Below are 18,921 nucleotides of genomic sequence, written 5' to 3'. Positions count from 1 at the left end.
AGGGGTGCGTGTTACCGGTCGACCTTATGTTTGGCCGCATACAGGCACAGCATCTCCATGCCCAGCGTCGCCGCCGCCAATGAGGTGATGTCCGCATTGTCATAGGCCGGCGCCACCTCCACCACGTCCATGCCCACCAGGTTGATTCCGCGCAGGCCGCCAAGGATTTCCAGCGCCTGCACCGTGCTCAAGCCGCCACACACAGGGGTGCCGGTGCCCGGTGCAAATGCCGGATCGAGGCAGTCAATGTCGAACGTCAGGTACACCGGGTTGTCACCGACCCTTGCGCGAATCGCCTCGACGATCGCATCGACGCCACGCCTATGCACTTGCCGCGCGTCCAGCACCTGGAAGCCCTGATGATCATCGTTGGTGGTGCGCAAGCCGATCTGCACCGAACGCGACGGATCGACCAGCCCTTCCTTGGCCGCATGCCAGAACATGGTGCCGTGGTCGATACGCTTGCCCTCCTCGTCCGGCCAGGTATCACTGTGGGCGTCGAAGTGAATCAGCGACAGCGCACCGTGCTTGCGCGCATGGGCCTTGAGCAGCGGATAGGTGATGAAGTGATCGCCGCCGAAGGTCAGCATCGCACTGCCAGCATTGAGGATGTGCTCGGCGTGGGCTTCGATGCATTCGGGTGTCGACTGCGGCGAACCGTAATCGAAGTCGCAATCGCCGAAGTCGACCACCGCCAGATGATCGAAGGGGTCGAAGGTCCACGGCCAGTGGCGCTCCCAGGCAATCCCGGTGGAAGCGGCGCGGATCCCCCGTGGGCCGAAGCGGGCGCCGGGGCGGTTGCTGGTGGCGGTGTCGAACGGCACGCCGCTGACCGCGACGTCGACGCCGCGCAAGTCGCGGCTGTAGCGTCGACGCATGAAACTGGTGATGCCGGCGTAGGTACTTTCGGCGGCGGTGCCATAAAGGCTGTCACGGGTGATGGCCTGATCGTTCTGCACGGGGACGTCCATTGGAGGCTCCTTGTTATTGGCGGCTACGGAAAGTGGTCCACACGCGGTTCCGCTGGCGCATGTCCTTGAGGCTCATGCTGCGGTCGGCGTACAGGCGCCCGCGGATGTCGGCGGGTGGATAGATGTCCGGGTCGGTGCGCACCGCCTCGTCGACCATAGGCGTCGCGGCCTGGTTGGCGGTGGCGAAGAACAGGGTATTGGTCAGCGCGGCGACGGATTCGGGGCGCAACATGAATTCGATGAACTGGCGTGCTGCCTCGGGGTTCGGCGCGTCCTTCGGGATCGCCAGGTTGTCCTGCCACACCAGGGTGCCTTCCCGGGGAATCCGATAGGCGATTTCATAGGATTTGCCGGCCTTGCGCGCCTGATCGGCGGCCATGCTTGCGTCGCCGTTGTAGGCCAGGGCCAGGCACACGCTACCGTTGGCCAGGTCGTTGATCTGCCGGCCGCTGGCGACGTACAGCACCGAAGGCTGCAATTGCTGTAACAGCGCTTGCGCCGCGTCGAGGTCCTTCTTGTCTGTGCTGTAGGGATCCTTGCCCAGATAGTGCAAGGCCAGGCCAATCACCTCCTGCGGCGAATCGATGATAGCGATGCCGCAGTCCTTGAGCTTGCTCGCGTATTCGGGTTTGAACAGCAGGTCCAGGGTATTGAGCGGCACATTCGGCAAGCGTTGCTGCACCGCCTGGACATTCATCCCCAACCCCAGGGTGCCCCAGGTATAAGGCACGCCATATTGGTTGCCCGGATCAACCGCAGCGAGTTTTTCCAGCAGGTCCGGATCAAGGTTGGCGTAGCCCTTCAGGCCTTCGTGGGGAATGGCCTGCAACGCACCCGCCGCCAGGCCGCGGGCCAGGACACTGGACGACGGCACCACCACGTCATAGCCGCTGCCGCCGGTGAGCAGTTTGGTTTCCAGCACTTCCGGCGCATCGAAGGTGTCGTAGCGCACGTGGATACCGGTTTCCCGCTCAAAGCGCTGCAGGGTTTCGGGGGCCACGTAGTCGGCCCAACTGTAGAGGTTGACTACCTTGTCCTCCGCCTCGGCCGCGGCGGCCATGGCAAGGAACAGCGCGGGGACACAGAACTTGAATACGCAAGCCATGACGATCACCTGACCGGGGGAAGTGGCTGCAGGATGCGTCCTCGGTTACATTGGTAAAATATAAAGATTATTACGCTGACATTATCCCGGAGTAATGTTTGATGCTCGGTCAATTGCATGATCTGGACCTGCAACTGCTGCGCCTGTTTGTCAGCGTCGTGGAATGCGGCGGCTTTAGCGCCGCCCAGGGTGAACTGGGCTTGAGCCAGTCGAGCATCAGCCAGCAAATGGCCAAGCTGGAAACCCGCCTCGGCTATCGCTTGTGCAGCCGTGGCAAGGGCGGATTTCGCATCACGCCCAAGGGCGAACAACTGCTCATCGCGACGCGCGGCCTGTTCCAGTCCATCGAAGCGTTCCGTCATCAATCCAACGGTGTCGCCGGGCGCCTGATCGGTGAGGTGCGCCTGGGGGTGTCCGAAGCGCTGGATCAATCGGTGCTGCAGCGGGTGGCCGAGGCGATCCGGCGCTTTCGCGAGCGTGACGAATCGGTGCGCATCGAGTTGATGAGCGCCATGCCCGGCGACATGGAGCGATTGCTGCTGCAGCAGCGGCTGGACCTGGCCATCGGGTATTTCTCGCAGATCCAGGGCGCGTTTGACTACCACCAGCTGTTCAGCGAAACCCAGCACCTGTACTGCGCCCTGGGCCATCCGCTGTTCACCGATGAGGCGCCGGATGATGAGGCACTGCAGGCCTGCGATCGGGTCGATCACCCCTACCGCTTCCTGCGCAGCGACGAACCCTTTCAAGGAAAGCTGTGTTCGGCGCGTGCGGAGCAGGTCGAAGGCACCCTCGCCTTTATTCTGTCCGGCAAGCACATCGGCTACCTGCCCAGTCACTTTGCCCGCAGCTGGGAAGACAAGGGTTTGCTGCGGCCGGTGCGTCGCGCTGGCTTGAGTTTCGAGGTGGCGTTTCATCTGGCTCGCCATCGAGCCCAGGTGCCGGGGGATGCGCAGAAAGCGTTTGAAGAGGATTTGCTCGCAGCATTTTCGTAAATACCCACGCACCTGTGGGAGCGGGCTTGCTCGCGAAGGCGGCGTGTCATCAAACATATACATCGACTGACACACAGCCTTCGCGAGCAAGCCCGCTCCCACAGGGATTGTGTTGGGTATCAGGCTCATCGCTCGCCACAAAATAGTCTTTCTGGCATCCTGCGCCTCCATTTTCTGACCCGGCCCCGCCTCCCGGCACGCAAACCATGACTTCCCCAGAAAAAAACCCACGCCACAACGACCTGATCTACGGCCTCGACGACCGCCCGCACCTCACCGCCACGGTGTTCGCCGCCCTGCAGCACGTGCTCGCCAGCTTCGTCGGCATCATCACCCCGACGCTGATCATGGGCAGTGCCCTGGGCTTGCAGAGTGAAATCCCCTACCTGATCAGCATGGCGCTGTTCGTCTCCGGCCTCGGCACTTTCGTCCAGGCGCGGCGTTTCGGTCCGGTCGGTTCGGGGCTGTTGTGCCTGCAAGGCACCAGTTTCTCGTTCATCAGCGTGATCCTCAGTGCCGGTTTCATGGTCAAGGCCCGGGGCGGCGGCACCGATGAAATCCTCTCGACGATCTTCGGCGTGTGCTTCTTTGCCGCCTTCATCGAAGTGGTCTTGAGCCAGTTCATCGGCAGGCTGCGGATGCTGATCACCCCGGTCGTGACGGGCACCATCATCACCCTGATGGGCCTGTCGTTGATCAAGGTCGCCATGACCGACATCGCCGGCGGCTTCGGCGCCCCCGACCTCGGCGCGGCCAGTCACCTGGGCCTCGCGGCACTGGTGCTGGGCACCATCGTGGTGTTGAACCGGGTGGACGTGCCGTTTCTGCGCCTGGGCGCGATCGTCATCGGCCTGACCCTCGGCTACGTCGTCGCCTGGCTGCTGGGCCACGTCGATTTCGCCAGCCTGCCCGCCGTGCCGCTGATGAGCGTGCCGGTACCGTTCAAGTATGGTTTTTCCTTCGACTGGGTGGCGTTCGTCCCGGTGGCGGTGATTTTCCTGGTGTCGCCGCTGGAAGCAGCCGGTGACCTGACCGCCAACTCGATGATTTCCCGGCAACCGGTCAAGGGCCCGGTGTACATTCGCAGGATCAAGTCCGGTCTGTTGGCCGACGGCCTCAACTCGGCCATGGCCGCAGTGTTCAACAGCATGCCAATGGTGACCTTCGCGCAGAACAACGGGGTGATCCAGTTGACCGGCGTGGCCAGTCGTTACGTGGCGTTTTTCATTGCCGGCCTGCTGGTCATACTGGGGCTGTTCCCGATGATCGGCGCGGTGCTGCAGCTGATGCCCAAGCCGGTGCTGGGCGGTGCCGAGCTCGTGATGTTCGGCACCGTCGCCGTGGCCGGGATCAAGATCCTCGCCGAAGCCGGACTGCATCGACGCAACATGCTGATCGTGGCGATTTCCATCGGCATGGGCCTGGGTGTGGCGGCGGTACCGGAGGTGTTGCGCGAGCTGCCCAAGGCGCTGCACAACATTTTCGAATCGCCGATCACCGTCGGTGCACTGTGCGCCATCGTGCTGAATATCTTCCTGCCTGAAGAATTCATCGAACTGGAAGAAGACGATTTCGATCCGGAAGCCTCGATCCTCCAGGTCATGGAGAACCCCGACGTGCCGACCAGGCTTGAACCCGCAGCAAAGGCAGCTGCCGCACAGTAGACCATCAAGGCTTCAGGGCTGGACCGCTGATGGCACAGCCCTTCTACAAACAGGAACACCTCCATGCGCAGCGCGGATCCCCGTGGGAGAGAGCTCGCTCCCACAGTGGTCATGTGGTGAAACGAACGCCGGGTTTGGCCCGCTCATCCACCGTCAATTCGAACACATCCGGACGCGCATAGTGACCGACTACGTCATAGTCGTATCGGGCGCGGATCAGGTCATCGGTGTCAATTTCAGCGCAAAGCAGACCAGGCCCATCCCGTAGCGGTCCGGCCAGGATATCCCCCATCGGCCCGATGATCACGCTGCCACCGGCAATCAACGGCCGGTCCGCCGGCCAGTTGGCGATCTCCAGCCCCAGGGCTTGCGGCGAAGCCTGGACCTGGCACGCGCTGACCACGAAGCAGCGCCCCTCGTGGGCAATATGGCGCATGCTCACCTGCCACATCTCCCGCTCATCCACGGTCGGCGCGCACCACACCTCCACGCCTTTGGCGTACATCGCGGTGCGCAGCAGCGGCATCATGTTTTCCCAACACACCAGCGCACCGATGCGCCCGACCTGGCTGTCGAGCACCGGCAAGGTGGAACCGTCGCCCATGCCCCAGATCAGCCGTTCGGTGCCGGTCGGCATCAGCTTGCGGTGCTTGGCGAGCAATCCGGCCTGGGGGTCGAAATACAGCGCGGTGCAATACAAGGTACTGCCGGCGCGCTCGATCACGCCGATCACCAGGTTGGCCCCGGTGCGCGCCGACAGCCCCGCCAGTGCTTCGGTCTCGACGCCAGGCACATCGATGGCGTTGGCGAAATAGCGGGCAAAGGCCTCGCGCCCCTGGGGCAAGCGATAACCCAGTTGAGTGCCGAACCCCTCGCCCTTGGGATAACCGCCCAAGAGTGCTTCGGGCATGACCACCAGCGCGGCGCCGGCTTCGACGATCGCCCTTTCATACGACAGGATCAGTTCCAGGGTGTCGGCCTTGCCACCGGGCAAGGCACCGATCTGCAGGGCGGCAACGATTGACTTGGGCATTTGCGGTGACTCCGTTGGCATGAGGTGTTGCTCATTCTCGGCCGACATCGGATCATCAATAAAGAGCAACTCACTGCTGAATGATATGAACCACATGAATATCGCCTCCCTCGATCTCAATCTGCTCAAAGTCTTCGAAGCCCTGCATGAAGAATCCAGTGCCAGCCGCGCGGCAGTGCGCCTGGGGGTGACGCAATCGGCTGTCAGCGCAGCTTTACGGCGTTTGCGCGAGGTGTATGGCGATCAGTTATTCGTGCGCACCGGTCGCGGCCTGGCACCCACGCTTAAGGCCAACCAGTTGAAGCCGGTGCTCAGCGAGGCCCTGAACAAATGCCGGCAGAGCCTGGCGATGGTCGATCCGATGGCCAACCATTTCGAAGGCCGCTCCGTGACCCTGGGGCTTTCGGATGATTTCGAGATCGCCTACGGCCGACGCCTGATCGAGGAAATTGCCCGGTGCGCGCCCGGACTGAGGCTGATTTTTCGCCAGACCCACAGCCAGATCGTCGCCCAGGCCCTGATGGAACGCAGTATCGACCTGGCGATCACCGCCGGCGGCTTTGCCGAGCGTCTGCTCAGCCGACAGGTGCTGGGTGAGGGAGATTATTTATGTCTGGTCGACCCGATCAGTCTGACCGAGGGACAACAGGCCATCAGCCTCGAGGAGTTCGTCGCCCGCGAGCACATTCTGGTGTCGTCGGGCGGCTTTATCGGGATCACCGACGAGGGGCTGGCGGCGCTGGGCCTCAGTCGACGGGTCTGCACCTCCACCACCCACTTTGCGGCGTTGCCGCACCTGCTCAAGGGCAGCCAGGCGGTGGCAACCATCCCGGCGCACGCGGCCAGGAGCATCGCGGCACTCAGCGGCCTGGCCCTGCTGCCCTGCCCCCTGGTGTTGCCGCGCTATCCGATCGAAATGGGCTGGCGGACTGGTGCCGAGCTGGATCCGGTGGTCATGAAAGTGCGCGAAGCGATTGTTGCCGCCTTCCTGTAGGAGCCGGCTTGCCGGCGAAGGCGGCTTTGAAAAGTGCATCGCACATTCGGGCCTCTTCGCTGGCAAGCCAGCTCCTACAGTGAATTGGGTACGGCCGTTGAGATTATTTGGCCGCCATCAGCCGATTGACTTCGCTGCGCACCATGTTCGAAAACTCCGGCGGCGACATGCCGTCCAGTTCGGCGCGGACCCACTCGGCCCACTTTCCCTTGCGCTTGGCGCGTTCGCCGAACAGGCGCGCGGCTTCGCCCTTGGCTTTGCCCAGATTGTTTTGCCAAAGCTCGAACAGACGGGATTTCTCGTCTTCCAGCGCGGCGCGCTCGGCGAGGGGTTTGTCGGCCAGATTGAAACTCATGGGATTTTTCCTGCTGCGTAAATAGGCGACATCTTACACTGTAGGAAGAATCGCCCTGCTCTGGTTTTTCTGGCGGATCGAGCGAACAGGCAAAATCCCTGCAACTTTTTCCAGCGCCAGACACTCCATTGTTCACTGTCCAATCACCGCAAGGAGTACTTCAATGGCCCGCAAAACCGCCCTGCAAGCCGCCGAAGATCAAATCAAGGATCAAGCCTTCAGCGAGCTGCAGTCGCTGATCGAAGAATCTGAAAAACTGCTCAAGAGCAGTGCCTCACTGGTCGGTGAGGAAGCCGAAACCCTGCGTGGGCAAATCGCCCTGAAACTGCAACAGGCCCGGGACTCGGTCACCAGCGTCCGGCAGCGGGCCACCCCGGCGGTCGATGCCACCGAAAGCTACATTGGTGGTCACCCGTGGCAAACCGTGGCGGTTTCCGCCGGTTTCGGGCTGGTAGTCGGCCTACTACTGTCTCGCCGCTGACCCGCTGTTCCCTGTGTAGGAGCGAGCTTGCTCGCGAAAAACTCGAGGACGCCTTGGGGCATCAGGTGCCCCGCGTCATCGTTGGCCACCATCGCGAGCAAGCTCGCTCCTACAAACCGGCCAGCTCCCGCAGCTTCGCCAGCTCCGAGGCCTCCAGCGCAATGCCCTCGACCTGGGACCTGGCACGCTGATTGTGGCGCCGATCCCCCGGCAAGCGCTTGAGCCCCACGCCATGCATCTGCCGCACCAGCTCCTGGCTGCGTTCGGCAAACCCCTGCCCTGCCGCCTTGCTCGGATCGATCACGATCAGCAACTGCCCAGTCCACGGCGTCTTGGCACCGGGATGGCTCTTCCAGTCGAACTCGAAGGAAAAATTACCCCCGGTCAAGGCAGCCGCCAACAACTCCACCATCATCGACAGCGCTGAACCCTTGTGCCCGCCGAACGGCAGCAATGCGCCCCCTTCGAGGATCGCCTTGGGATCCTGGGTCGGTTGACCAAGGCTGTCGACGCCCATGCCCGGCGGCAAACGTTCGCCCTTGCGCGCGGCAATCTGCACATCGCCATGGGCAATGGCGCTGGTGGCCAGGTCGAAGACGATCGGATCGCCGTCGGCTCGCGGGGCGGCAAAGGCAATCGGGTTGGTGCCGAACAGCGGCCGATCGGCGCCATGGGGCACCACGCACGTCATGCTATTCACCACGCTGAGCGCGACCAAACCTTCATAGGCGAAGGGCTCGACGTCCGGCCACAAGGCCGCGAAGTGATGGGAGTTACGGATCGCCAGCACCGCGATGCCGGCGCTGCGAGCCTTCTCCACCAGCAGCGGGCGCGCGGCCGCCAGGGCCGGTTGGGCAAACCCGTTACCGGCGTCGACCCGGACAAACCCGCTCGCCACATCCTCGACCACCGGAACGGCCTGGCCATTGACCCAACCGCTTTGCAGGGTCGAGACATAACCGGGAATGCGGAACACGCCATGGCTGTGGGCACCATCGCGTTCGGCGCCGGCGCAGTTTTGCGCCAGCACCCGGGCGACGTCGCCAGAGGTGCCATGACGCAGGAAGATCTGCTCAAGCAATGCCGTCAGCTGGTCCAGGGACAGGTTTTGCGAGGCAACAGTAGATACAGGATCGTGTGGCGCGGACATCTGAAGCTCCAGACTAATTATTTTTTGGAGGGGGCAACAGCGTAGCTAGACCGCCGATTAACAACGCGCCACCAGTGACCTGTCAACCTTTCGATAGCAGGCATCTGCACGAATCCCCTGGCCCCGTGCGTTAACTATCTACCACCCGCGCCACAGCACCGACTTTTAGTCTCGACACTCAAACCCTATGCGCCCGCAGCCGCGCCCTATTTGAGATTCGACGATGCCTACACCTAGCGTCCCACTGCTTTTTCCCGAAGCCTTGAAGTCCCCCGGGTTCTGGGTCGACCTGGGCAAAACCCATGGACTTACGCAAAAGGATTTCGAATGGTTCAGTCACCTGGAACTGGCCACCCAGTCCTCGCGCAGTCAACAGCGCCCGCCGATGCTCGCCGAAAGTATCCTGCTGACTATCAACGGTCATGCCCCGACACCCTTGGCCGGCAGTTTCGTGTTGAGCGACACCCCGGACGATAAGGGGCTGATTCTCTACACGCCCTATGGCGGCATCAGGAAGCTCGACAGTCGCGAAACCTTGATCGATGAGCTCGAAAAACAACTGAACCCCGCGACCGAAGACGACGATCTGCTCGCGTTCATGTCGCTGGCCCGGCGCAAGACACTCGCAGCAACCAGGCACATTAAAGTGAGCTTCGAGGCCATCGAGGGTGAAGTGTTTGAGCATCAGCGAAACGCCCTCACCGCTAACCAGGGGCTGAATGATCAAGCCTTGCTCGACGAATTAAGTGAACTGCCGACACTCGAATCGCTGCTCGACACCCTTCTCGATGAGCTGCTGGGCTCATCGTTTCCGGGGTTGGAGCAGAGTCTGACCCGGGTCAACTTTTACGCCACCTCTCCCACCGAGCAAGACAATCCACCTGTACGGCGCTGGCTCCAATCCATGTCTTTGAGTGCCGCAGTGCTGTCGTACTACCGCGACCAGCGGTGGCCTGCGGGGCAGGAGCCTGAATTTTTCCACCCCAAAAGAACGCCACAGGGTAACGACCAGCAACACTGGGAAACTGCCGTCAAAACCGCTTCCGGCAAACTCATCAGCCTGCTTTCGCGGCAGGTCGAGCGCTTTTGGAGTGGCGGCAGCGCCGACGGTGCGACGCGTCGCGAGTTTTTCGCCCGAGCCATTCGCGAACAGGCGCGGGCAGATATTGTGCTCAAGCGCGAAGCCGAAATCATCACTGCGCAACAAAGCACCGCCTTGCACACACTGATTCAACCGGCTGCCGGCACGGCCCGCAGCCCAACGCTGGAGACCGTACGACTGTGGGAATACCAGGCCAATTACGTAGAACTGGCGGGGTCGCTGATGATCAGCCACGCCAACGCCTACCTCTACACCCCGACTCAAGGGCTGCAGGTGTTGGCAGATTACAAGGACTTGAAAGACACCTTGCTGAGTAAGTTCAAGGCCAGCGGTCACGAGGACGAAATCTACGGCCTCCTGAGCCTGGAGGAGCGTAACCGCTTTATCGGCTTCAATCAGCCGCAAGTCACCGGAGAAGTGGTGTCCGGGGCAATATTCACGACGCTGTTCGAAGCGATCATCCGTAAACAGCTGCAAAACCTGGAATACGTCCTGCAAGTGTTTCGTCACAGCGACGGCACCGTCGACATCCATGCCTTGTTTGACAAGGCGCTGGATATACGCGCCATGATCAGCGAGCGTTTACTCGCACTGGAGGCCAATGGGCGCTGGAGTACCCGGCCGGTGTTAACGGGCTCCCAGCAACCGTCCACGGTGTTGGCGGATAAAGCCGCTGCCTTCGAAAAAACCTTCAACGACGTAGAATCGGCGATCAAGACGGAGTTTGCGGCGCAACCGCTGGCCTCGCAGGCGGTGCAGCAGACCTACCTTGCGAACATGAAACCCCGGTTGGCCCACGCTCTTTCTGTGGGTCTTCGCGGGGAAGCCAATCTGCGAGTGATCAATTCAACGCTCCGCAAAGCCGACCGGGCGATCGTCGATACGATATTCAACCCTGATCAGCCTGAGCGGAAAAACCGCCGCGCGCTCAATGGATTCCGGCCCGATGCCTACAAACTGGTCCTGGAATGCTCCGGCGAAAAAAACGTCCTGCCGCTGGCCAATTGCGTCGTGCTGACCGAGCGTGGCGGACTCGACCCCCAGCATTCGGGGCGGGCCATTTTGTGGACACCGGCCGAGGGACTGGAAGTCTTCAACCATGTCAGCGACTTGAAACGGGTGCTGAACCAGCGCTTGCTCGACCCTCTGCAACGCTTGGCATTGCTGGAAAACCTCACGCCCACCCAACGTAAATTCCATCGACGTTACTCACTCGGGTCACTGCGGCTGATTGAAGGCAATGTCCTGCACGAGCTGGCGCAATCGTCCATTGAGCGTTTTTTGGCAGGCTGCGAATACGTGCGCTCGCAATCACTGACATCGGCGCAACAGGTCACCGCGCTCGAGCAGTTGGCACAAACGGTCAGCGATACCAATTTGCACAGGGCCGCAGCCATCGCCCGGGCCATCAACCACCAGCAATCCTTGCCGGCGTGGCTGGGCATGGCCGGCGTCGACGAACAGCAATTGCACATCGAACTGCTGGAGCAATACCGCCACAACGTCACCGACGACAAGGATTACCTGCACGGGCTGCCAACCCTGCGCACCTTTGTACATGGTCGATTGAAATCGTTGCTCGGTAGCCGATTCCCCACTGCAGTACTGGACCCCGACAACATCGCGATCACTCCCAACCTGGCCCTGGCTGGCCCCTCCCGAACCCTGACCGAGTTTGCCTTGAACCATGTCAGCGTTGCTCAAGGCACTGGGTTCACGATTAGGTCAAGCGAACGGGAGCCGCTTCCTCAAGGCCTGGACCAAAGTGCCATCCGGCAACTTCTGTTGTCACTCGACGTCCAGACAGCCTTTGCTAAACAAGTGACAGGCAAGCTCCTGGAAGACAGCGACGAAGCCGCTACCCGCAAGCAACGTTTCATGCTTCAACTGCCCTGGCAATTGATGCAGCATGCCCATGCCCTGCACCTTCAACAGCGGCTGTCTTCCACGGCGTTCGATTTGATCCGGCAAGTGCTGGATATGCCAGACAACCTGGCCCGCGCATCGGTGCAAGGTGCTCACGCCCTCGTTCGGCCGCTGGAATTGATCAAGACCGCCGGTGGCAACGCCACTGCAACCCTGGGGCTGTACCTGATCGGCCCCGGCCCCAGGCAGGAAGGCCCGCAAGTGTTGTATACGCCTTACCATTCAGGCTCGGTGTTCACCGAGTTCGAGAATGAGGCGAGCCTGGTCTCGGCGTTCTGTAAAATCGGACCGCTACAGGACTTGCTGATTCGCCGCCTGCCGGAGGATCAGCGCACGCTGTTCAGCAACTTGCTCCAGGACACCGTCGGGCAACCCAGCGAGATCACCCTCGCGTCCTCCCCGCTCGAAGGCAACCTGCTGGCGCAGCTATTTACCGACAACGTCACGCTGCTATCGCACCTGCTTGGCAGTCAGTCCGAAATCACCGCTCAGGCGGAATGGGAGGCGGCGAAAAACCTGTTCAGCAAGGGCATCAAACTGGTCGCGGGCCTGTTACCCGGCAAACTCGCCTATGGGCCGTTCCTGTGGCATAGCTACAAGCACTTCAAGGACTCCGCCGAAGCCTTGCAGGAGCACCACTGGAAACAGGCGCTGCAGGAGTTCATTGCCGGCGCCGTGCAAATGGTCTCGCTGGGGCGCTTGTCGCTGCACGCCTCGACCGAGGCCGTGCCCGCCACGGTGGAAACAGAACCTGTAAAGACCGATCTGGCCTCTGCGCATTGGTCACAATTAAAGCCGACCGCACCGGCACGCACCTTGCTGCAACCCTTCGAAGCCACGACCGTGGCATTGAAGGATCTGGTTAAAAACCAGGCGGATGGCACCTACGATGATTCCATCGGCAAACTTCGCTATGCGGCGATCGCCGGGAAGGTTTATCGCGTCGCCAAACCCGGCGCCGTCTGGCGCATCACCAAGACCCTGGTAGACGGCCCTGCGCTGCGCAGTACGCCGAGCCAGCAACTCGTCATCGATCCGGACCGGCATACCGTGCACTACGGCAAGGCCGTGTCGAAGATGATCAACGAATACACAGCAAGCCGTGAAGTCAGCCGAATCCTGAACATCGAAGCCGTCGGCATGGAGCAGATCCGGGCTCGTCACCCGGCAAAAGCCAGTCAAATCGTGAAGGCCATCGATTTGGCCCGTTATTACGCCTTCAACAGCTTGCACAATCTCGCGCAGGCCCGGCACCTTGTTAAGGGCACCCGGCTGGACGGTTTATTCAAAATCGTCTTTGATGTCAAAGACGTCGATACCGACCTGCTCGACAAGATAAAAAAGGCGATCACGCCGATCTGCACGGCACTTGTCGACCCGGATGATGACTTGATGAACACCGAACGCTTTGTCGTCGGCTCCACCAAAGACCCGCAGGACGTGTTGATCGCCTTCGTGATCGACGAGGATTCACGCAGACATGTGCATTTCACCCAGCGGTTTTTCGATCAACAACTCGGCCAATACAACGCTTGCCTGACCGAACCCTTCGATGTCGACGGACATGCACAGGCCGCCACTCTGATTCATGAATTCTCGCACGCCATTACCCAAAGCGCAGATATTGCCTATCTTGAAGCGAGGCGCCCCTTCAGCGACCTGATCAGCTCGATCACCAGCTTTGGCGCCTCTTTGAAAACCCGGCAGGAACGCTATCAACGAGAAGCGCTGTCCCTGGCGACCCCGAGGGATGAACTCTTCGCCCGCTGGAGCAACGAATTGCAGGAATGGATCAGCCTGGACTCGATTCCCGGCGCCGAAAACGCAGGCAAGGCCATCCTGAAGATTACGGGCTGCAAGAAAATGGCAGATGCTCGGAGCGCCTTCAGGAACCCGGTCAACGCGGATCTGCGCATCGACACCATTTTGCGCAACGCCGACTCGATTGCGTATCTGATCTGCCAAATGGGTCGACAACTCGATCCCGTGCCCGTATCCACCCCCTGAACGCCATAAAAATGCGCCGAACCTTAGTTTTGCGCATTGCGCTTGTCCGGGTCCGAATCGAAAATAATTACACTTTGATGGGTAATTGCCATGATCGATGTTTCTCGCAGACTTCCCTCAAGGTTAGAATGCGCGAAATCAGGATGAGTCAATGACCGACACCCCACTCTCGCCAGCCCAATATGACGCCATCACCGATGCCGCTGCGCATTGGTGCATGCGCCTGCATGCCCCTGACTGCACGGCGCAGGAGCGCCAGGCGTTCGAACAATGGCTAGACGTTCATCCACTGCATGCGTCCGAATACGAGGCCATGCTCGAGATCTGGGAAGTGGCTGGCGACCTGCCGCGTCCGGAAACGGTTGTGCCCCTGGTTCGCGCCAGGCCGCAGACACCCTGGCGGGCCTTCGGCATGGCCGCCGCCGTGTGTGCGCTGGCCTTGCCGTTGGCGGCCTACAGCGGTTGGAACATGGGCTGGTTGCCTGACTCGTACGAGCATTTCGAGGCGAGCGACAACGTTCGCCAGGTCACCCTCAAGGACGGCAGCAAGGTCGAACTGAACCTGGGCACCGAGCTGACGTACAGCAACTACAAGGATCAGCGTCGGGTCACCTTGAAAAAAGGCGAGGCCTTCTTCAGTGTCAGTCACGACGCCAGCCACCCTTTCGTCGTCAAGGCCGCCGAAGGCAAGGTCCGGGTCACCGGCACCCGCTTCAACGTCTGGATGTATGAAGACCAAGTGAAAGTGAACCTGGTCGAAGGCTCGGTACTGGTCAGCAGCAACGATGACCTGCCGGGTGATGGGCTACGACTCGGCCCGGCCATGCAGGCCAGCTTTCGCCATGGCGACCTGATTCCGCGGATCAGCCAGACTTACGACGACGACAATTCCCTGGCCTGGCTCAACGGCAAGCTGGTTCTCGATGACCTGGCGCTGAGCGAAGCGCTGCCGCTGATCAATCGCTACCTGCATACCCCGGTGCAGGTGGCCGACAATGCCACTGGCGCGATCCGCATCGGCGGCATCTACAACATCCGCGAGCTCAACACCCTGGTGGCGACCCTGCCCAAGGTGCTGCCGGTGTACCTGACCCGTAACAAGGACGGCAACCCGATCCTGAACGCCATCCCGCAGCAACCGCCGAAAAGCTGAAGGCCGCCACCCTGACGGGGTGCGGCCTTCATTGTTTGCCTCACATGCCAGCGATTCTACTGCGCGGCCACCTTCCCGGCCTTGTCATCCTGCTCGTGGATCGTCTGCGCCTGGTAGTGCGGATCGGAGGTGATCTGTTGCTCAGTGAACGGCAACACACTCAACTGCTTGTGCGAAAACGCCAGCGTCTGGTCCCGGGCGTACTTCGACGCCGGGTCGCTGGACAGCGAAAACGCCAACAGGCCTTTGGCCTGCGGGCCCTTTTCATCGAAGGTCACCACCTGCAGATAGCTGGTGCCGCTGACCACTTCGCGTTTGCCATCGGTGCGGGGTACGCTTTGAATGGCGTTGTATACCCCCAGCGTGCCCGGCCCGCCATGGATCGGCGTCTGCTGGCCGCCGCTGCTGACCACCTGGATGTCACCCCAATGGCTGTTCTGGTTGAGACCTGACGCCTTGACCTGCTCGATCGAGGCCAGCATGGCCTGGCGCAGCGCTTGCGCCACCTGCGCACGATCGACCGCCAGGCCGCGCGGGGTGTGTTGCGGGTCCAGTGGATCGAACGCCACACGCCAGACATCAGGCGCCTGCTCCAGAGCCTCCATGACATTCTGGAAGTGCACGAAGCCAAGGCCGCTGTCGAGATTGGCCTTGCGATCCCAAGCCTTGAGACTGGCACACAGCGGCGCCAGGGTTTTCCCATCGCTGCCCAGGTCCGCCGCGCAGAACTGCAGCAGGTCGGGCATCACTTGCGCTGCCTGATACACCTGGTCATCCAGCACCATGTGCTGCAAATCGGCTGCGGCGACCGGACCGGCCTTGGCCAGCGTTCCCAGGCGATCCAGGGCAAAACGCGAGCGCAGTCCCAGGGGCTGGCCGTCCTGGCTGATCAAGGGTGAGAAGCCGGTCAGCGGTTGCGCCGGATTGGCCATCCACGCCGAATCGTTGGAGTGCTGCACGAAGTCCTTGCGCAACAGTTGCGGCAACTGGTCCGCGGCAAAAATACCGGGTTGCGCGGCCCGGGGGTCGATGTCCCAGGCACAGGCGCTGTTGGAACCGTCGAGCACGATCAACTGCAGGCCGATCCGCGGATCGCTGCACTGGGCCAGCTTCGCCGCACTCACGTTCGGCACCACCGACAGGTTCATGTACAGCGTTTGCCCCTGATCGTCCGCTGCCAGCGTGTTGACCCACGGGATGCCCTGGATCTGGTGCACCGAGGCCTGGAACTCCTTGAGGCTGCCGGCACGATTCATCGCGTACCACTGTTGCAGCACCCGGTCATTGTCCAGGTTGGCGTCGCGCAGGCTGTAGGCAAACTGCCGATCCCAGTCGAGCTTGCCCGGCCACTGCACAATCGGGCCGAACTGCGAGCTGTAGACCACATGGGAAACGGCCTTGACCGAGCCATCCGCCTGCTTGACGTCGACCGTCAGGGTCTGCTTGTTCATGGGCAGCGACTTGCCGTCGAGCAGATAGCGGGTTGGATCCTTGGGGTCCAATTGCAGGCGATACAAGGTGAAGTGCTTGGACGAGTCCACGGTGTGGGTCCAGGCCAGATGCTGGTTGAAGCCGATGTTGATCAGCGGCAGGCCAGGCAACGCGGCGCCCATCACATCCAGTTTGCCGGGGATGGTCAGGTGCATTTGATAGAAGCGCATCCCGCCGACCCAGGGGAAATGCGGATTGGCCAGCAACATGCCGCGACCATTGAAGGACCGATCGCTGCCCACCGCCACCGCGTTGCTGCCGCGGTCCAGGGCAAAACGCTGCATACGCAGGTCCGCCACTTGGAACGCTGTCTGTTTGCCGTCATTGCCGGCGACCGCAGCCGGCGGCGTGGCGCCCGCCAGCGCTTCGGCGAACTGCCCGACGCCACCTTCCACCAACAGGCGGCGGGTCAGCTTGACCAGGTCCATGGCAGTGATTTCCCGCACCCAGTCGCCCTGGCACTGCGCCGGCAGCCCCTGGGCCCGACGCTCGCTCAGGGCGCGGTTGTAGCCGGCCACATAACCTTCGACCAGCCCGCGTACTTCAGGGGTTTGCGCCTGCCAGAACCCGGCCACGGCCTGCGGGGTGTTCAACCAATTGAAAAAAAGATCGCTGACCTGGTTTTCGCGCTCCTCGACCGTCAGTTGGTCGGGACCAAAAAACCGTGAACGCTGACCGTTCACCGTAACGATCTCATTGGCCAGCAAACACAGGTTATCCTGAGCGTAGGCATAGCCGATGCCGTAACCGAGGCCCCGCTCGTCCGCGGCGCGGATATGGGGCACGCCAAAACTGGTCCGGCGGATATCGGCACTGGCCTGCTCCAGCTGACTGCGCGCATTCGCCGCAAGACTCAGCCCCAGAAACACACCCGCCAGGCTCAACCTGGTCAACTGGCTGGAAATAATCACATTCGCTCCTGATCGAAAAACGAGGGTCACAGTTCTGCGTACTGACACGCACTGCGCATCCTGTTAGGGACGAATCAAACGAGAAAAATTTAGGAGACTGGATGGCGGTCCCGGGCCGCACTGCAAAGGCGCCTGACGCAGCGCTCACACAATGATGACGAAATTTCTACATTTAAGTCTTCATGATTTGTGACGCTCATACGTCTTGTTTTGTAAGAGCGCCCAATTTTTCCCGATCAGGCTCTGAAAAGGAGTTTTTGCAATGTACAACTCGCAACTGCCAACGGACGGTAGCAACGCGCCAAAGGGCAGGGTCAGTGTTTTCGACCAACCTGCCGAGCGCAACGGCAACGAGCGGATCCGCGTCCTGCTCAAGAGCTTTGGCTTGCGGACCAGCCTGATTCGCCTCAAAGTCATCGACGCCCTGCTGTCCGCCGCCGAAAACGACCGCAGCCTGGGCGTGCGCGGCGTGCACACCCACTTGCTGGAGCTGGACATTCCCCTGTCGTTTCTGAGTGTGCGCGAAGTGTTGAAACGCCTGTGCAGCGAAGGCGTGATCGTCCTCAATGCGGATAAAAGCTACAGCCTCCACCCCCGGGCCGCCGCCCTGCTGCACAACGACTGATCAAGCCAGGGCCGGAGCCACCGCTCAGGGCTTGACCTTGCGGCGCATCACGCCGTTGATGACCACCACGACCACCGCCACGCCAATGGCGATGTACTGGAACAGTTTTTCGCTGATGACGCCGGTGTTCTGCAAATAAGAAAGGCCAAACATGGTCCCCAGTACCACGAGGGAGATCAGAATCGAGTATTTCAAACGTTGCGACTGAGTCATTGGCAATTCCTGAACCTGAAAAATGTATCTGCTGTGTACCCCTTCGCATGCCAGGCCGGCTGCGATGGGGGGCTCATGTTACCGCCGATGAAGATTTTTAGCTTTATCACGGCGATGGCGTCCTCGAATATTGCATCGCGCTATCGGGCCTCTTCGCTGGCAAGCCAGCTCCTGCAATGATTTGCGCTGGTCGCCGCGGACCTGTAGGAGCCCGGCTTGCCGGCGAAGGCGTCCTCGAATATTGCATCGACCTTTAGGGCCTCTTCGCAGGCAAGCCGGCTCCTACAATGATTTGCGCTGGTCGCCGCGGACCTGTAGGAGCCCGGCTTGCCGGCGAAGGCGGCCTCGAATATTGCATCGACCTTTCGGGCCTCTTCGCCGGCAAGCCGGCTCCTACAATGGTTTGCGCTGGTCGCCGCGGACCTGTAGGAGCCCGGCTTGCCGGCGAAGGCGTCCTCGAATATTGCATCGCACTATCGGGCCTCTTCGCTGGCAAGCCGGCTCCTACAATGATTTGCGCTGGTCGCCGCGGACCTGTAGGAGCCCGGCTTGCCGGCGATGGCGTCCTCGAATATTGCATCGCGCTATCGGGCCTCTTCGCTGGCAAGCCAGCGCCTACAATGGTTTGCGCTGGTCGCCGCGGACCTGTAGGAGCCCGGCTTGCCGGCGAAGGCGGCCTTGAATATTGCATCGACCTTTCGGGCCTCTTCGCTGGCAAGCCGGCTCCTACAATGATTTGCGCTGG

Annotated in this window: 14 protein-coding genes; 7 read left to right on the top strand and 7 right to left on the bottom strand. The window is 61.3% G+C overall.

Annotation, left to right across the window (positions count from 1 at the left end):
• Window positions 1-11: 11 nt before the first annotated feature.
• Both speB and NPS56_RS30400 read right to left on the bottom strand, forming a co-directional pair.
• Complete coding sequence (speB, locus tag NPS56_RS30405) at window positions 12-971, bottom strand: agmatinase (RefSeq protein ID WP_274078078.1); 960 nt, start codon at window positions 969-971, stop codon at window positions 12-14.
• A 13-nt stretch (window positions 972-984) separates the two neighbouring features.
• The gene (locus NPS56_RS30400) at window positions 985-2,076 is read right to left on the bottom strand and encodes an extracellular solute-binding protein (RefSeq protein ID WP_274078077.1); all 1,092 of its coding nucleotides are present in this window, start codon (window positions 2,074-2,076) and stop codon (window positions 985-987) included.
• A gap of 101 nt (window positions 2,077-2,177) precedes the next feature.
• Here NPS56_RS30400 and NPS56_RS30395 point away from each other — a divergent pair, with 101 nt between their 5' ends.
• Both NPS56_RS30395 and NPS56_RS30390 read left to right on the top strand, forming a co-directional pair.
• Window positions 2,178-3,071, top strand: a complete 894-nt coding sequence (locus NPS56_RS30395; RefSeq protein WP_274078076.1) for a LysR family transcriptional regulator — start codon at window positions 2,178-2,180, stop codon at window positions 3,069-3,071.
• A gap of 206 nt (window positions 3,072-3,277) precedes the next feature.
• Complete coding sequence (locus tag NPS56_RS30390; protein WP_274078075.1) at window positions 3,278-4,735, top strand: nucleobase:cation symporter-2 family protein; 1,458 nt, start codon at window positions 3,278-3,280, stop codon at window positions 4,733-4,735.
• Between the two features lie 109 nt (window positions 4,736-4,844).
• Here NPS56_RS30390 and NPS56_RS30385 read toward each other — a convergent pair whose 3' ends face one another.
• Window positions 4,845-5,768 (bottom strand): carbon-nitrogen hydrolase family protein, encoded by a 924-nt coding sequence (locus tag NPS56_RS30385; RefSeq protein WP_274078074.1) that lies wholly within the window; start codon window positions 5,766-5,768, stop codon window positions 4,845-4,847.
• Window positions 5,769-5,853: 85 nt separating this feature from the next.
• On the opposite strand from NPS56_RS30385, the gene NPS56_RS30380 reads away from it, so the two are divergent.
• Window positions 5,854-6,762: a LysR family transcriptional regulator gene (locus tag NPS56_RS30380; protein ID WP_274078073.1), complete on the top strand. Its 909-nt coding sequence runs from the start codon at window positions 5,854-5,856 to the stop codon at window positions 6,760-6,762.
• A 103-nt stretch (window positions 6,763-6,865) separates the two neighbouring features.
• Here the strand turns inward: NPS56_RS30380 and NPS56_RS30375 are convergent, their stop codons facing one another.
• The gene (locus NPS56_RS30375) at window positions 6,866-7,117 is read right to left on the bottom strand and encodes a hypothetical protein (protein WP_008061409.1); all 252 of its coding nucleotides are present in this window, start codon (window positions 7,115-7,117) and stop codon (window positions 6,866-6,868) included.
• Window positions 7,118-7,280: 163 nt separating this feature from the next.
• Between NPS56_RS30375 and NPS56_RS30370 the strand changes: the two genes are divergently transcribed.
• Complete coding sequence (locus tag NPS56_RS30370) at window positions 7,281-7,598, top strand: DUF883 family protein (protein WP_274078072.1); 318 nt, start codon at window positions 7,281-7,283, stop codon at window positions 7,596-7,598.
• Between the two features lie 109 nt (window positions 7,599-7,707).
• Here NPS56_RS30370 and NPS56_RS30360 read toward each other — a convergent pair whose 3' ends face one another.
• On the bottom strand, window positions 7,708-8,748 hold the full coding sequence (locus NPS56_RS30360; protein WP_274078071.1) for an Ldh family oxidoreductase: 1,041 nt from the start codon (window positions 8,746-8,748) through the stop codon (window positions 7,708-7,710).
• Window positions 8,749-8,971: 223 nt separating this feature from the next.
• On the opposite strand from NPS56_RS30360, the gene NPS56_RS30355 reads away from it, so the two are divergent.
• Both NPS56_RS30355 and NPS56_RS30350 read left to right on the top strand, forming a co-directional pair.
• Window positions 8,972-13,783 (top strand): dermonecrotic toxin domain-containing protein, encoded by a 4,812-nt coding sequence (locus tag NPS56_RS30355; RefSeq protein WP_274078070.1) that lies wholly within the window; start codon window positions 8,972-8,974, stop codon window positions 13,781-13,783.
• 151 nt (window positions 13,784-13,934) lie between these two features.
• A complete protein-coding gene (locus tag NPS56_RS30350; RefSeq protein ID WP_274078069.1) occupies window positions 13,935-14,936 on the top strand; it encodes a FecR family protein in 1,002 nt (333 codons plus the stop codon).
• 56 nt (window positions 14,937-14,992) lie between these two features.
• On the opposite strand, the gene NPS56_RS30345 is transcribed toward NPS56_RS30350, so the two are convergent.
• The gene (locus NPS56_RS30345; RefSeq protein WP_274078068.1) at window positions 14,993-17,338 is read right to left on the bottom strand and encodes an acylase; all 2,346 of its coding nucleotides are present in this window, start codon (window positions 17,336-17,338) and stop codon (window positions 14,993-14,995) included.
• A gap of 262 nt (window positions 17,339-17,600) precedes the next feature.
• On the opposite strand from NPS56_RS30345, the gene NPS56_RS30340 reads away from it, so the two are divergent.
• On the top strand, window positions 17,601-17,963 hold the full coding sequence (locus NPS56_RS30340; protein ID WP_274078067.1) for a fe2+ zn2+ uptake regulation protein: 363 nt from the start codon (window positions 17,601-17,603) through the stop codon (window positions 17,961-17,963).
• Between the two features lie 24 nt (window positions 17,964-17,987).
• Here NPS56_RS30340 and NPS56_RS30335 read toward each other — a convergent pair whose 3' ends face one another.
• Complete coding sequence (locus NPS56_RS30335) at window positions 17,988-18,176, bottom strand: hypothetical protein (protein WP_008061425.1); 189 nt, start codon at window positions 18,174-18,176, stop codon at window positions 17,988-17,990.
• Between the last annotated feature and the right edge of the window lie 745 nt (window positions 18,177-18,921).

The organism is Pseudomonas putida (genome assembly GCF_028682635.1).
Lineage (GTDB): Bacteria > Pseudomonadota > Gammaproteobacteria > Pseudomonadales > Pseudomonadaceae > Aquipseudomonas > Aquipseudomonas putida_AE.
The sequence above is the reverse complement of the archived record's forward strand: the minus strand, read 5'-3'. Positions and strand labels throughout refer to the sequence as shown.

Bases quoted from the DNA above. Each gene is read 5' to 3' on its own strand.
- NPS56_RS30375 (WP_008061409.1), bottom strand. From the start codon at position 7,117: ATGAGTTTCAATCTGGCCGACAAACCCCTCGCCGAGCGCGCCGCGCTG.
- NPS56_RS30380 (WP_274078073.1), top strand. From the start codon at position 5,854: ATGAACCACATGAATATCGCCTCCCTCGATCTCAATCTGCTCAAAGTC.
- NPS56_RS30335 (WP_008061425.1), bottom strand. From the start codon at position 18,176: ATGACTCAGTCGCAACGTTTGAAATACTCGATTCTGATCTCCCTCGTG.
- NPS56_RS30350 (WP_274078069.1), top strand. From the start codon at position 13,935: ATGACCGACACCCCACTCTCGCCAGCCCAATATGACGCCATCACCGAT.
- NPS56_RS30370 (WP_274078072.1), top strand. From the start codon at position 7,281: ATGGCCCGCAAAACCGCCCTGCAAGCCGCCGAAGATCAAATCAAGGAT.
- NPS56_RS30390 (WP_274078075.1), top strand. From the start codon at position 3,278: ATGACTTCCCCAGAAAAAAACCCACGCCACAACGACCTGATCTACGGC.
- NPS56_RS30360 (WP_274078071.1), bottom strand. From the start codon at position 8,748: ATGTCCGCGCCACACGATCCTGTATCTACTGTTGCCTCGCAAAACCTG.
- NPS56_RS30395 (WP_274078076.1), top strand. From the start codon at position 2,178: ATGCTCGGTCAATTGCATGATCTGGACCTGCAACTGCTGCGCCTGTTT.
- NPS56_RS30340 (WP_274078067.1), top strand. From the start codon at position 17,601: ATGTACAACTCGCAACTGCCAACGGACGGTAGCAACGCGCCAAAGGGC.
- NPS56_RS30385 (WP_274078074.1), bottom strand. From the start codon at position 5,768: ATGCCCAAGTCAATCGTTGCCGCCCTGCAGATCGGTGCCTTGCCCGGT.
- speB (WP_274078078.1), bottom strand. From the start codon at position 971: ATGGACGTCCCCGTGCAGAACGATCAGGCCATCACCCGTGACAGCCTT.
- NPS56_RS30355 (WP_274078070.1), top strand. From the start codon at position 8,972: ATGCCTACACCTAGCGTCCCACTGCTTTTTCCCGAAGCCTTGAAGTCC.
- NPS56_RS30400 (WP_274078077.1), bottom strand. From the start codon at position 2,076: ATGGCTTGCGTATTCAAGTTCTGTGTCCCCGCGCTGTTCCTTGCCATG.